Raw genomic sequence first — 13,409 nt, 5'->3', positions numbered from 1 at the left:
TTTATTTATAATTTATCATATAAAAAACATTTCTTACAAAAGCCAAGGCACCCATAAGCAAAAATGAAGCACCTGCTTTTATAAAAATATCATTTTGCAACAATATAGCAATAGCTATAATCACGGTACCGACGGCACAAAAAAGAAACTGCGCCGATGAGCTTTTTTTTGGCAGCATATCTGCCAGCATTGGAACTTTTTGCTTTCCGACAAGCGGGGAGAATCTCTCAAACCAGACAAGAAACGGAATGATTTTATAAATATGTCCAGTTATAATAAAAGAGAAAAAGCCAAAAAACATCATCCAAGCAGAAGTTAAAAGCAGCGGTTCATAACCGACAACTAAATACATAAGTCCTAAAATCAGTGAAGCTATCAAAGAAAAATATGAAAAAATAAGAGATTTTGCATAAATATCTATCTCTTTTCTAGCTCTTGTTTTATATATGATTTTTATAAAATAAAAATATATAAAAAGTCCGACTGAAGCGAGTATATAACCGGTATACTCTAAAGGTTTAAACTCGATAAATGATGAAAGTACCACCAGTAAAACCGCCAAAGAAACAATCTTTAAAGCTCTCTCTAAGGGCTTCATAGAAAAACCGTGAGAGAGTCCAAACATAGGAAGCAAAACAACGGATAGCCCCATAATTGTGACTGTTATATATCCGACAATAACCAAAAAGACATGACTTCTTAGCAAAGAATTTATATTTATATCTATCATCCCTGCATATCCGAGTGCCATAACAAGACCAAAAATAATTCCAAAAAATAGAAATATATTTGCACTAAGCATACTGCTCATCACAAGGTTTAGCTTTTTAACCTTTTTTATAGTTAAAAATATCTCCATGACAAATATCATCATAGCAATCAAAACAACTACTCCGCCAAAGGGAAGCAGCATCGGATAGCTATAAAATCCTAATACCATCAGCATTGTTCCGACGGCAAGAAGCGGCCAAATCGCATAAAACAGTTCAACACCGAAATGCCCTACTTCTAAAACAACCGGTACCAACTGTGCCATCGCACCAAAAATCGTCATCATTACAAAACCAAGTAAAAAGAGATGAACAAAACTTAGTGTCTTTTGATCTAATACAGAGATATTTTCTACGGAAAAAGAGAATAGAAAAAGAACCGATAAGAAGTAAAATATGCTCCCCGCGATAAAATATGGGGAGATGAGTTTAAACGGTGGTGCAAAATCTTGCGAAATAGAGAACATTTAATTACTAATGTTTAATATTTTGAAGATTTGTATCTGCAGACGAAGAATTATTACTTGAAAAAATTACTTTTACCAAGCCTTCTTGTGTCTCTTGTATCTCATACGAGATATCATCTTGCAATTTAGCAAACAATCCACCGGGAGTTTTATGGTTAATCATAACCAGTTTATCGTCTGTTCCCTTTATAAGTTTTAAACCGCTTACCGCATTTACCATTGGCTCCGGCGGTCCGCATTTTGACGTGTCAAAGTAATAAGTACTTTGCCCATCTTTTTCTAATTTAAAAAAATCAACGGTTGCACCGGCAACATCTATCTTAGATGCCTCTACAGGGATAAGTGACATTTAAACTCCTTTTAATTTATGTAACTAAATTATATTTAATATAGAGATTGATGATGTTGATTTGTATCAACAATCATCTTATTTTATCTAATTTGTCCGCTTCCGTAGATTTTAAACTTATAAGTAGTCAAACCCTCTATTCCCATCGGTCCGCGGGCATGAAGTTTATTTGTGCTTATTCCGACCTCTGCACCGAAACCAAAAGCTCCGCCGTCGGTAAAACGAGTTGAAGCATTTACATAAACGGCTGCCGCATCAATCGCATTTAAGAACATCTCTGCCGAAGTTATATTTTGGGTAATAATCGCTTCTGAGTGACCCGAACCAAATCTAACTATATGCTCTATTGCGCCCTCTACGCCCTCAACTACTCTTATATTTAAAATATTTGCCAGATACTCGGTGTCATAATCCTTCTCGGTAGCAAGCGTTACATCAATTATCGCTTGAGTATTTATGCATCCTTTTAACTCCGTATGTGCTTTATCAAATTCCGCTTTTAAAAGAGGGAGTGCATTTTTTGCTATTGCGCTATCAACCAAAAGTGTCTCCATTGCATTACAAACACCCGGTCTTTGCACTTTTGCATTTATGGCAATTTTAATCGCATCATCAAGTTTCGCGTCTTTATCTATGTAAGTATGGCACTGCCCTTTATCGTGCTTAACGACACTCACCGTTGCATTGTCACATACATACTTTATAAGCCCCTCTCCGCCGCGAGGAATAATCAAGTCAACATATTTATCCATCTTGATTAGTTTTGCGACTCCCTCTCTTGAAGAGTCGGGAATTAGAGAGATTAAAGATTTTGGCAGATTGTTTTTTTCTAAAACACTTTGGAGTATTTTTGCTATGGCTCTATTTGAATTTTCAGCCTCTTTTCCCCCCTTTAAAACACAGACATTTGAACTTTTAAAACAGAGTGCGGCAGTATCGCTTGTAACATTCGGTCGAGATTCATAAATAATACCTATAACGCCGATAGGAATAGATACTTTTTCGATTTTTAGCCCGTCTTCCGTCACCCAACCATCAAGTACGCGCCCGACAGGCTCTTTAAGTGCCGCTATCTCCTCAACCGCCACAGCCATAGCGTTAATACGTTTCTCATCTAAAAGCAATCTATCTTTTAGAGCCGAGCTTAGAGAGTTTTTATCTGCATCTAACATATCAAGAGCATTGGCTTCAAGCAAATCCATACTGTTTGCTCTTAGAGAGTTAGCCATCTCTCTTAAAATTCTATTTTTCTCTGCTCCGCTTATAGTACCCATAACCCTGCTTGAATGCTTTGCCTCCGCTAAAAATTGTTCCATTTTTTACCCTATATATTAATATTTATTTTGATGATGTTATACTACCACAAAGTGGCAGTCATATATTTTAAACCTTATCTCAATCAAATTTTATAGAGATTTATATACTTTAATTGTAAAATAGTCCATAAAACTCTCTTTTTGTAAGGTTCTATATGAAAATTATATATATCAGCACGATTATTTTGTTTACGCTAATTGTTAATGGTTGTTCTAATATTCAACAGAGTTCGTATAATAATGACTCGGCTGGGTGGCAGAAGTCTCAATCTAAAAAAGCTCTAGAAGCTCTTGAGAAAGAGTAAAATTTGCTATGTGTATTTTTGGGCAGCTTTGGAACAATTTAATAGAACTATTATATTTAAGTATAATTGATACAAATCAGGTCGTCACAAAAAAAATATACTGTTTTTGTTCATGATTTTCACCAAACCCAATAATAGGCATAAGAGTATGCTCATTTGAGATTTTTAGCACTACTTCATACATCATAGCTTGCATTTCTAAAGAGTTTACCGAATTAAGTAAATTTTTTGTCGTAACATTTTCATCTAAAAACCCTAGTCGTAACTCTCTAGCGTCATGGTCAATGTATAAAGATGTAATAACTTTTTCACCTGCATTTTGAAAGTTTTTTGAATCGTCTTCTTTTAAAAGCATAGCCAAAAGTGTATAGTCTTCGGAGTTATGTATATTCTCACGCATATCATCTATCATATCTATAATGTATCTCATTTTAACCCTTTAAGACCGATAGTTTACCAAAAATCTAATTATATAAAAAATGAAAGATGAGTTTAGAGTTTTTAAAAAAAAGGTATAGTCAATGCCTAAATCACTAAAAGTTGGCAGTTAAATGTTATACTATCATAAAAAAAATTAAGGTACTTTATGAAAACTATCACTTTTATCGGAAACGGAAATATGGCGCTTAGCATAGCTAAGGGTTTAAAAAATAGTTATAAAATCGAAGTTGTAGGTAGAAGTTTTGAACAGCTTAATAAATTTGAAAACGAACTCGGCGCTAGAGTAGAAAAAGCACTATTAGATGGATTTAATATTGAAGGTAAAGCAGTTATTTTGTGCGTTAAGCCTGCAAATGTTGAAGATGTTGCCGCTAAAATAAAAGGAAGAGCAGGAGTTATTTACTCTGTCCTTGCGGGAACGGCGGTGCAAAAATTAAAACAGTATCTAAACCCGCATGCGGTTGTTAGATGTATGCCAAACTTGGCCGCAAGTGTGGGCAGATCTATGACTACGCTTACCGGAGATGAGGCGTTTAAGAGTGAAGCAGAGGAGCTGCTGGGAACAATAGGCACGACACTTTGGCTGAGCAGCGAAAAAGAGCTTGATATCGCAACGGCGCTTGCCGGAAGCGGGCCTGCCTACTTAGCGCTTATCGCCGAGGCACTGGCTGACGGGGCTGTTAAGCAAGGAATGAAAAGAGCCGATGCAATGGCGACTATGCGCGGTCTTTTTGGCGGCTTTGGCGAACTTATACAAGATATTCACCCTGCACTTCTAAAAGATGCCGTAATGAGCCCCGGAGGAACAACCGCTGCGGGATATGGAGCTCTTGAGAATGGAAGTGTCAGAGCTTCATGTATAAATGCTATCGAAAAAGCTTATAAAAGAGCGACTGAACTTTAATAAGCTTCAAAATTTAAAGTTTGCGGTAGATGATAAAGCATTTTATCTATGCGTTCATCATCTCTAGCGCATCCGTAAACAAGCGTATAGATATCTTCCAACCACTCTTGAAGTTGCGGTTTTAAAACATTTTGCATCTTGGTATGGTACACTAAAAGTTTCATAGGCGGTGCTGTTTTGTCATTTTTTATTGCTAAAATATAATCAAACGGGTTAATTTTTCTGCATCCTAGTTTTTTATAAAATTGCTCTCTTTTTTCTCTTATTGCATGTTCATCACTTTTTTCTTCAGATGAGTCTATCTCAATAAGCAAAGGTTTAATACCGTTTTTACTAAATATTTGGCTAGTGGCATAAGAAAAGAGCTTTGAACCTATACCTGAACTTCTTTTGGTTGTATCGACTGCCATATACTCTAAAAGGTAAAATGAAGTCTGCAAAGAGTGAAAAATGATACAAAAGCCGGTAGTTTTATTATTGTTTTTTGAGATAAAAATCGTGTAGCAAGGAGAATGTAACATTTTCAAAAGTTCTTCTTTTGATTTCTGCTCACTCAGAGGAAAAGAGATGGAATAAATGGCATAAAACTCATCAAAACCATCTCTATTTTTTTTACAAAGAGTCTCTATTGAAAGTTGCATATAAAAATAAGCTCTAGTTTTTATAAAAACTTCAATATCTCTTTTTCTATATCTTCTTTTTCTATAACACTTTTTTGAACTATCTCTTTAGAAAATAGCTCTTTTATCATAGCAGGGATTTCAAGTTTCGCTTCTTTAGATATAGCAACCAAAGCTTTTATATCCTGTGCATCAACTTCGCCTGTTAACGCATTTGCAATTACAGGAGAAAATTTTGTCCACTCAGCAGTCGAATATGCGATAGTTTTTATCGCTGAATCTGAACAAGTTTCATAAGATTTCATACATGTAGCAGTATGCGGATCCATCAAATAACCGTGGCTGTAAAATGTATCTTTAATATATTTTTTGCCCTCATCACCGTTACAAAAATCAGCATCAAAACTATTTTGAAGTTGTGCCAACTCATCTGCACTCAGTTCATAAAAGTTTTTACTCTCTAAACTCTCCATCAGCTCTCTAGTTCTCTCATACCCGAACATATCATAAAGAACTCTCTCGACATTTGAGGATTTTAAAATATCCATTGCCGGCGAAGTTGTACTCACAACATGAGAATCCCTTAAATCATATTTTCCAGTTTTTATAAGCTTTGTTAAAACATTATTCTCATTTGACGAAATAATAATTTTTTCAACCGGCAGTCCCATTTTCCAAGCATAGTAAGCACCAAGAGCATTTCCGAAATTACCACTTGGAACATTTAAGTAAACTTTTTCTCCCATAGCTACCGCATCTTGACGAACAAGCTCTAAATAACTATGAATATGATAGATAATCTGAAAAATAATTCGTCCAAAATTTACAGAGTTTGCAGCTGAGAGCAGTATATTTTTTTCTTTTAATGCTGATTTAAATTCATTTGAAGCTAAAAGTCTTTTTAGCGCATTTTGAGCATCATCAAAAACACCGTTTATACCGATAACTTTTAAGTTTTTTGCATCTTCCGTAACCATCTGAAGTCTTTGAACATCGCTTGTTCCGCCATCGGGATAGAGACATGCCACTTGAACATTCGCACGATTTTTAAAAGTCTCAAGCGCAGCCGGACCGGTATCACCGCTTGTTGCAGCTAAAATAAGATAGTGTTCGTTTCTTTTTTGTGCGATTGAAGAGAGTACAACACCAAAAGGTTGAAGCGCCATATCTTTAAATGCGCGAGTTGGTCCGTGATAGAGTTCACTTACATAAAGATTCTCTTTTACTTTTACAACAGGTACCGGATTTGATGGGTTGTCAAACTTGTCATAGAGAGCAAGCGCTTCATCTATTACGCCTTTTTCAATATCAATCTCAAAACGACCTAACATATCCGAAGCCAGCTCTTTATATGAAGAGTTTAAATGTTTGTTTAAAAACTCCTCACCCAATACCGGTAAACTCTCCGGTATATAAAGACCGCCAAAAGAGGCAATCGGACTTAGAATAGCTTCTGAAAATGTAACGCTTTGGGGCTTGTTTTTATCGCATCCGCGAGTTTGAATAAAGTTCATTTTTACATACCTAAAAAATTTTTTGAAATTATATCAAAAATTAACGGTGATTATGATGTCTATGCTTTTTTTTAGATTTATCGTCATGTCTTAAAAATGATAAAAAAATGGCTATTAACAGTAAAGTCGCAACAATTTCATATCCCATTAACCAGACAATCAAAAATGAACTCATATCTAAAAGTTTAAAATTACCGTAACTGGCATCGGCTATAAAGAAAAACAGAAATACGGTACCCACGGCATAAGGTATCGTTAAAAAATAGATAGTGTAAAAAATGCCTTCATAGCCGTTTGGTGCTAAAAGATAGTTACTAAACTCAACTTCTTGGGAGCTAAAAGAAGTTGAAGCGATATCGTGCCTTCTCTTAGAATTTTTTTTGATTTCGCTCTCCCTGAGCATCTGATTATAATACATCAAATTATTTCTATTATTATCAAAATCTCTTTTGGTATCCATAGTTTTTTCCTTGATAATCAAGTTGTGACAAACCTTGAATAAATTATAACGAAAATAATTTTAAAACAGTTCAAAAAATAAAATAAATTTACTGAAACAATCTAACAGGATTTATATGAAAAGATTTTTGTGTAACTTCAAAGATTAACTCATCATTGACACGACCTATCGTATACCCTTTTTTTACCCTTTTACCCTTGCTTATATCAGGCGCAATTTGAGATAAATTTGCATAAATCGTATGCAAACCGTCATCATGCTCGACAATTACTATATTATCCAACACCGGAGTTTTATCGGCATATATTACTTTACCGTTAAAGACTGTTTTTACTTTTGCATCCTTTTCGGTAGGTTTTAAAGATATTGATTCATTAAAAACTTTTATACCGTAAATCGGGTCGGTATAATTGCCGTATGCTTTTGTAATCTTATATGACTCAAACGGTGCTATTGTTTTTTCACCGCTATACTCTTTTGTTTTTACGGCTTGATAACTGCTTCCGACAGATTTTACTTTAGGCAAATTGTCGTCTGAAACTTTATCTTTAGCACTAAAAGCTTGTGCTCTTTCGGACTCTTCCTTGGCTTTATTAATCTCGTCTACCTTAATAATATTTAACTGTGCCAAAGTTTTCTTTAACAAATCTTGCTTGCCTAAAATATCCTGAAGCTCTTTTTTATATGAATCTTTTGCAATTTTTAAATTTTTTAGTGACTCTTTGTTTGCCTCTTGGGTTTTGGTAATCTCTTTTCTTTTTGTATCGATAGTTGTTATCGCAACTTCTAGGGAGCTTACTTGTTGATTTAGGATATCTATATTTTTAGAGTTATTATGAAAACTTTCATTTAACCCTTTTATTTTACTTTTGGCATCTTTGAGCATAAGTTCAAGAACTTCATACTCGATAAGCGACTCCTCGTTAGCACTATACTCCGCTTCGAGTATTATGGATAAAGAGACACTTTGAGCTATCGTAAAAACCAACTCTTCTTCTAATTTGCTTCCATCTGATTTGAGTTTATCTTGAGAACTCTTTAGCCCTTTTAACTCCTTAGCATTCTCTTCATAACTACTCTCTTTATCTTGAAGTTCATCTTTTAACTTTTTAAGATATCCTTGTTGTTTTTGGATCTCTTCTTCTTGAAATATAATTGCCTTTGCCGTTTCATCCATTTTTTTATTTATATCTTCATGACTTTTAGAGATAGAACTAATCTCAGAACTTGTTTTTTCTATTTTAGTATCAACGCTTGTTTTAGCTTCTAAAATAAAATTTGCCAATATAAATATTATCAGTAAACGACTCATGCCTCTTCTTTATGTCCTAAAACTATTAGAGTTGCTAAAATAATTGAGATAGATATAGCAACTCCAAGAATTGCTAAAAAATCATCTACAGGATTAAAGATAACTATATTGATTCCTATGCTGTCGAACTGTTCCTTTACCCAAGGATGCAATGAGAGGTATAAAAAGGTTCCAAAAGCCAAAAAACTTGCAACAAGCGCATCAACGATTGCAAGTCTAAATAGTACTGCCGAACGAAGCCACAAGGCTGCACCGAAAAGTCCCATAATTGTCATTCTCTCGTTATGCTTGTATTGCCAAATTCTAAGCTCTTTAAATATAAGTAAAACAGTAACCACTACTACAACAAGAGCAAAAAGCGAAACAACATTTTTAAATAAAAGCAGAAGTTTATATGTCGTGTCATGCGTATGAGAAAAATCCTCTACTTTTGTTATTGAATTATTCTCAAATAAATTGCTTTTTAACTCTTTAATTTCTTGCGGAGTCGGATAATATGCAAGAGTAAGCTTATAAAATTTCGGTAAAGTAAGTTTTAAAAGCTCTACATTTGTATTTTTCATATCACTGCTTAATCTTTTTATAACAGAATCGGGCGATAACTCTTGTACATGTGAAATTATTTTATTTATCTTTAAAATATCAGTGCTATTTATCTGTTTTTTACTAACTGCTATAATAGAATAACTGCTCGCAAGATTTACCTTATACGCTTCAATTGAACGATCAACTATAAGAAAGACTTGCATTGAAAATATTATGCTCAAAAGCGCAATTACAAGAGAGAGATGATTTTTAACGGATTTCATTAATGCTCCCATACTCAATATGAAAATGCTTATAATCCGTAGTTATAGTTTTTGGAATATGATGCGTTACTACTATAACCGTAGTTTTTAACTGACTATTGGCACCCTCAAGCAAATTCCAAATAAGTTGCGATGAGTAGTCATCAAGATTACCTGTAGGTTCGTCTGCCAAAATTAAGATAGGATTATGGGAAAGGGCTCTAGCCATTGCCACTCTTTGCTGCTCCCCGCCGCTGAGTTCAAGCGGATATTTACCGGACTGATGATTTAATCTTACGTGTTTTAAAAGTTTATCCACTTGAGCGTTTGCAACGCTCTTTACATATCCGTTAATAAGAAGCGGGAGCATAATGTTTTTATCAATCGTCCACTCTTTTATGAGTTTATAATCTTGAAAAACGATTCCGATATGTCTTCTTAATAAATTTAGTTTTGAACGCGAAACACCGTTAAGTTCCACACCGCCGACTACAAGAGAACCCTGCTTAGGCTTTAATGCTCCAAAAAGAGATTTTAAAAGTGTTGATTTTCCGCTTCCGCTTGCTCCTGTAATAAATACAAAACTGCCTGAACTTATGGAAAAATTTGCCTTATTTATAATAGTTTCATTGTTTGAATACGATAAAGAGAGCTCTTTAGCAATTATAACCTTATTCATAAAGAGCCCTGCTTAAGAGTTGATGTGCACTAAGATTGCTTTTTGATTTTAGCGGTAAGGCAGGATAATAAAATATATTATCTCTCTTTACGATGACATAAAGGTGCTCAGGTCTATCAAAACTGCCCATAGACATACGAAACATAATCCCGTCTTTTAAAGTGTAGGCTCTCTCAAAATTAACAAATCCGCCATCAAATCTTTTTATCTCTTTATAAAGCTTTAAGAGTTCCTCATTGGAGCGTTTAACTTCTAAAAAAGAAAAATCTCCGTCTAAATTTAACGCAGGAGACTCTTCATCATTTATCATAGTCAAATCATAAATATTTTTCTCCATTTTTTTCCATCTATCTTCATACTTGCTTGTAACGGCAATATCTTTGTTTTTGTTGATGTGAAGCGTAGTTTTATTAAAAGCTATAAATGTCTCATAAGAGTAAGCATAATAGTTCTCGCTATCTGTTCTAAGCTCCAGCGTTCCGCCGACTTTTAAAATTCGTTTAGCTTCTTCTAAAAATGTAGTAGATATTACTCTTCTATGCGGTTTTTTATCCCATGGAACCGGAAAATGAACATAAACTTTTCCAACTATATTTGATGGGACAAGCTCCATAAAAAGCCTTGCATCATAGTTTAAAATAAGCAAATTATCAAGATTTTGAATAGTTATCTGTTTTAAAACCTGCTCAATTGATGGAAAGTGAATCTCTATACCTATAAAAAGGATGTCAGGATTGTTTAATGCTTGATGAAGCAGATGTCTTCCGGAACCGAAACCTACTTCAATTCTAACTTCTCTATCTTTAGGAAAGTTTGTTGCAAAATAATTTATGTCTTTGAGTGCTTTAACTTCTTGAAGATGAATATTTTTTTGATTTTGTACGACATTAGATGAGAGTATAGTCATATCGGACGCTTTTGCATACGACAAAAGCGCTTTATGAACATTGTAGATGGAAGCAGGTCTTGTGAGCTTATCACTTTTGAGCAGCTTTTTTCCCTCTTCATCTTTAACCAACAAAAAAAACTCATCTTCATCAACAGTAACGGAAATTAATTTCTCTTCCTTTTGGTTTACATTTTCCGCTATAAAATTAAACGAGACTCCATCATTTTGTGATGGAAACTCTATCTCTTTAAACTCTGCTATGTGTAGGTGTGGCATTCATTCTCGTTTTAATTAAAATCTTTTATCGGAACAATTACATTTACTGCCGGTTCATCAACTACCTCTGTAGCAGGAGCGGGAACAGATTGCTGTAATCTTCTTTCTGTTTTAACAGGCGCCGTCTTTTTAACTGCTGCACCCTCTTCTATTTTTATAAGAGCTTCTGCACTCGGTTTTGATTTTATACCGTTTGAATCAACAGAAAATATCTTATAGTAGTAAGTCCCTCCTGCAACAACGTTTGAATCGCTAAATTCAAGAGAGGTTAAATTTTCAAAATCTTCTATTTTTGTCTCAAAGAAGCCTTTTTTATACTCTTTTTGAACTATATAACTTTTTGCTCTAGGATCAGAGTTAGTCCAAGAGAGTTTTACTCTGCCATCAGCAAATCTTGCTTCACTGAGTGAAGGAGAAATCGGTTTTACCAATGTTCTGCCGAGTGCTGAATAATTTTTATTGACACTCTCTAATTTATCTTTATCAAAAACGCTTACTCTATAAAAATACTCTTTGCCGTCTTCATCAATAGTATCTACATATGAATTTTTTGTCGTATCGGCAACCATTTCATATCCGCTGTCAATACTATGAGATCTATATACTCTATACAGTAAAAAATCTTTGGCTTCAACGCTCTGCCAGTTAACTTTTATCATTTTTGGTAAATTTGTTGAAGCCGATATCTGTGTTACTTCAACAGGCAACTCTTTTGTTACAACGGTAACTTCTTGACTCGGTTTTGAGAGCATACCGTCATATGTTAATGCACGAACACGATATTTATATGTAAAATTATCTTTTAAATTTTTATCAATATATTCTGCGTTAAGTCTACCGTTAACCGTTGCAATATCGCCCCACTCGCTCTCTTGCAAAGTTCTTCTTTGAAGTACATATGCTTTTACTTTTTCATTTATATGCGGACGCCATATTATTTTTGCACTTTTTGGCATATTCTGAGCACCGTGAATCCACGATACTGATTCCATAGGCGCAAGTGAAGTTATTGTAGTCATTTGACTCTTTTTTGATTCAGCGCTAGCACTATATGTTTTAAAATAGTAACCGTATCTTGTACCGGGTTCTATTTTTGTATCTAAATAGTGAGTAGAGAAACGGCTGATTACAGTATCGTAATACTCGTCTGTACCGCTGTTTTTCTTATCTAGCTCAACCTTATAGATATAAACTCCCTCTACTCTTTTATCGTCTATAGGCTCCCATTCAAGAGCTATTGAATTCATATCTGCAATAGTTCCGTTTCTGGTAAGAACTACGGTAGGCAGCGATGCATCAATAGTCGAATCTTTTTTCGGTGTCGGTTTTACACTACAGCCACTAAGAATTAGTAGCGAAGCCGTGCACAATGTAACTAGGGTCAATAACTTCATTTATCTGCTCCATATCAAATTTTTTATCTAAATAATCCATCATTTGTCTATCGGGAAGTGCCACAAACGAGAGTTTCTCTTTACTCGTCGGATGAATAAAATATATCATGTACGCATGTAGCAAAATTCGTTCCGCATTCTCAAGTTTAGGGTTTTGGGCATAAATATGATCACCGATGATATGACGATTTATACTCTCCAAATGAACACGGATTTGATGTGTTCTTCCTGTAAAAAGTTTACAAGCTAAAAGCTGATTTTTCTCATCATTTGACGATGCCAATGTTTTAAAGAGCGTCTTAGCATATTTGCCGTGTTCTAAACATGCCATTTTAAGCCTATTATGCGTACTTCTGGCAATCGGACATTCTATCTGCGTCAAATCATCTTTAAGAGGCGGGTTTACAACTGCCAAATAGTATCTTCCCATGCTTTTATCTTGAAGCTGTGTAGACAAAAACTCATGCGCTTCATTGTTTTTTGCTATTATCATACTACCGCTTGTACCTTTATCTAGTCTATGAACAATCCCGTGTCTCTCTTCACCGCTTATAGTAGAGAGTCTGATTCCCTTGTGCTTTAACCAATCAACCAGAGTCGCCTCTTTTACACTTGGAGCAGGATGAACCGTAAGTCCGCTTGGCTTATTTATGACCAAAACATCATCATCTTCATAAAGTATCTCAACGTTAAATTCAATATCAAGTGCCGGTTTTGTCTCTGCAGGAGGAAATTCGACTTTGACTATCTGGTTCTCTTTTAGTTTAACTCCGCTGCGAGAAACTATTTTTCCATCAACATATACACACTCTTTTTTAATCAGTTGTGCAATCTGTGAGCGGCTTTGCCCGATTTGTGTTGCTAAAAATGTATCAAGACGCTGGGCATCATCACAAATATAACTTTCTATCTTATTCATATTTCT

Annotated in this window: 14 protein-coding genes; 1 reads left to right on the top strand and 13 read right to left on the bottom strand. The window is 34.8% G+C overall.

Annotated elements, in window-relative coordinates; translation table 11 throughout:
* Position 1: 1 nt before the first annotated feature.
* From PHQ93_RS02040 to PHQ93_RS02025, 4 genes are all read right to left on the bottom strand, one after another.
* On the bottom strand, positions 2-1,237 hold the full coding sequence (locus tag PHQ93_RS02040; protein WP_299940216.1) for a hypothetical protein: 1,236 nt from the start codon (positions 1,235-1,237) through the stop codon (positions 2-4).
* Between the two features lie 7 nt (positions 1,238-1,244).
* On the bottom strand, positions 1,245-1,586 hold the full coding sequence (locus PHQ93_RS02035; protein ID WP_299940214.1) for a hypothetical protein: 342 nt from the start codon (positions 1,584-1,586) through the stop codon (positions 1,245-1,247).
* A gap of 83 nt (positions 1,587-1,669) precedes the next feature.
* Positions 1,670-2,902: a glutamate-5-semialdehyde dehydrogenase gene (locus PHQ93_RS02030; RefSeq protein WP_299940211.1), complete on the bottom strand. Its 1,233-nt coding sequence runs from the start codon at positions 2,900-2,902 to the stop codon at positions 1,670-1,672.
* 381 nt (positions 2,903-3,283) lie between these two features.
* Positions 3,284-3,637: a hypothetical protein gene (locus tag PHQ93_RS02025; protein ID WP_299940208.1), complete on the bottom strand. Its 354-nt coding sequence runs from the start codon at positions 3,635-3,637 to the stop codon at positions 3,284-3,286.
* A gap of 156 nt (positions 3,638-3,793) precedes the next feature.
* Between PHQ93_RS02025 and PHQ93_RS02020 the strand changes: the two genes are divergently transcribed.
* Complete coding sequence (locus tag PHQ93_RS02020; protein WP_299940205.1) at positions 3,794-4,552, top strand: pyrroline-5-carboxylate reductase; 759 nt, start codon at positions 3,794-3,796, stop codon at positions 4,550-4,552.
* On the opposite strand, the gene PHQ93_RS02015 is transcribed toward PHQ93_RS02020, so the two are convergent.
* From PHQ93_RS02015 to PHQ93_RS01975, 9 genes are all read right to left on the bottom strand, one after another.
* The gene (locus PHQ93_RS02015) at positions 4,549-5,193 is read right to left on the bottom strand and encodes a GNAT family N-acetyltransferase (protein WP_299940202.1); all 645 of its coding nucleotides are present in this window, start codon (positions 5,191-5,193) and stop codon (positions 4,549-4,551) included. The genes PHQ93_RS02020 and PHQ93_RS02015 overlap by 4 nt on opposite strands.
* A 20-nt stretch (positions 5,194-5,213) precedes the next feature.
* A complete protein-coding gene (gene thrC, locus PHQ93_RS02010; RefSeq protein ID WP_299940200.1) occupies positions 5,214-6,686 on the bottom strand; it encodes a threonine synthase in 1,473 nt (490 codons plus the stop codon).
* Positions 6,687-6,726: 40 nt separating this feature from the next.
* A complete protein-coding gene (locus tag PHQ93_RS02005; RefSeq protein ID WP_299940197.1) occupies positions 6,727-7,146 on the bottom strand; it encodes a hypothetical protein in 420 nt (139 codons plus the stop codon).
* A gap of 88 nt (positions 7,147-7,234) precedes the next feature.
* Complete coding sequence (locus PHQ93_RS02000) at positions 7,235-8,458, bottom strand: peptidoglycan DD-metalloendopeptidase family protein (RefSeq protein ID WP_299940194.1); 1,224 nt, start codon at positions 8,456-8,458, stop codon at positions 7,235-7,237.
* Positions 8,455-9,267, bottom strand: coding sequence for a cell division protein FtsX (locus tag PHQ93_RS01995; protein ID WP_299940191.1), 813 nt, complete (start codon positions 9,265-9,267; stop codon positions 8,455-8,457). Before PHQ93_RS01995 ends, PHQ93_RS02000 begins: the two co-directional genes overlap by 4 nt.
* Positions 9,254-9,925: a cell division ATP-binding protein FtsE gene (locus tag PHQ93_RS01990; RefSeq protein WP_299940189.1), complete on the bottom strand. Its 672-nt coding sequence runs from the start codon at positions 9,923-9,925 to the stop codon at positions 9,254-9,256. The genes PHQ93_RS01995 and PHQ93_RS01990 overlap by 14 nt, the downstream gene beginning before the upstream one ends.
* On the bottom strand, positions 9,918-11,090 hold the full coding sequence (gene trmB, locus PHQ93_RS01985; protein ID WP_299940187.1) for a tRNA (guanosine(46)-N7)-methyltransferase TrmB: 1,173 nt from the start codon (positions 11,088-11,090) through the stop codon (positions 9,918-9,920). Before trmB ends, PHQ93_RS01990 begins: the two co-directional genes overlap by 8 nt.
* A gap of 11 nt (positions 11,091-11,101) precedes the next feature.
* Positions 11,102-12,484: a hypothetical protein gene (locus PHQ93_RS01980; RefSeq protein WP_299940184.1), complete on the bottom strand. Its 1,383-nt coding sequence runs from the start codon at positions 12,482-12,484 to the stop codon at positions 11,102-11,104.
* The gene (locus PHQ93_RS01975; protein ID WP_299940182.1) at positions 12,432-13,403 is read right to left on the bottom strand and encodes an RluA family pseudouridine synthase; all 972 of its coding nucleotides are present in this window, start codon (positions 13,401-13,403) and stop codon (positions 12,432-12,434) included. The genes PHQ93_RS01980 and PHQ93_RS01975 overlap by 53 nt, the downstream gene beginning before the upstream one ends.
* Positions 13,404-13,409: the final 6 nt, after the last annotated feature.

The organism is Sulfurimonas sp., from assembly GCF_028714975.1.
Lineage (GTDB): Bacteria > Campylobacterota > Campylobacteria > Campylobacterales > Sulfurimonadaceae > Sulfurimonas.
This window is presented reverse-complemented; position numbering and strand designations above follow the sequence as displayed.

Excerpts from the sequence above, each read along its gene's own strand:
- PHQ93_RS02040 (WP_299940216.1), bottom strand. The coding sequence starts at position 1,237 with ATGTTCTCTATTTCGCAAGATTTTGCACCACCGTTTAAACTCATCTCC.
- PHQ93_RS02035 (WP_299940214.1), bottom strand. The coding sequence starts at position 1,586 with ATGTCACTTATCCCTGTAGAGGCATCTAAGATAGATGTTGCCGGTGCA.
- PHQ93_RS02030 (WP_299940211.1), bottom strand. The coding sequence starts at position 2,902 with ATGGAACAATTTTTAGCGGAGGCAAAGCATTCAAGCAGGGTTATGGGT.
- PHQ93_RS02025 (WP_299940208.1), bottom strand. The coding sequence starts at position 3,637 with ATGAGATACATTATAGATATGATAGATGATATGCGTGAGAATATACAT.
- PHQ93_RS02020 (WP_299940205.1), top strand. The coding sequence starts at position 3,794 with ATGAAAACTATCACTTTTATCGGAAACGGAAATATGGCGCTTAGCATA.
- PHQ93_RS02015 (WP_299940202.1), bottom strand. The coding sequence starts at position 5,193 with ATGCAACTTTCAATAGAGACTCTTTGTAAAAAAAATAGAGATGGTTTT.
- thrC (WP_299940200.1), bottom strand. The coding sequence starts at position 6,686 with ATGAACTTTATTCAAACTCGCGGATGCGATAAAAACAAGCCCCAAAGC.
- PHQ93_RS02005 (WP_299940197.1), bottom strand. The coding sequence starts at position 7,146 with ATGGATACCAAAAGAGATTTTGATAATAATAGAAATAATTTGATGTAT.
- PHQ93_RS02000 (WP_299940194.1), bottom strand. The coding sequence starts at position 8,458 with ATGAGTCGTTTACTGATAATATTTATATTGGCAAATTTTATTTTAGAA.
- PHQ93_RS01995 (WP_299940191.1), bottom strand. The coding sequence starts at position 9,267 with ATGAAATCCGTTAAAAATCATCTCTCTCTTGTAATTGCGCTTTTGAGC.
- PHQ93_RS01990 (WP_299940189.1), bottom strand. The coding sequence starts at position 9,925 with ATGAATAAGGTTATAATTGCTAAAGAGCTCTCTTTATCGTATTCAAAC.
- trmB (WP_299940187.1), bottom strand. The coding sequence starts at position 11,090 with ATGCCACACCTACACATAGCAGAGTTTAAAGAGATAGAGTTTCCATCA.
- PHQ93_RS01980 (WP_299940184.1), bottom strand. The coding sequence starts at position 12,484 with ATGAAGTTATTGACCCTAGTTACATTGTGCACGGCTTCGCTACTAATT.
- PHQ93_RS01975 (WP_299940182.1), bottom strand. The coding sequence starts at position 13,403 with ATGAATAAGATAGAAAGTTATATTTGTGATGATGCCCAGCGTCTTGAT.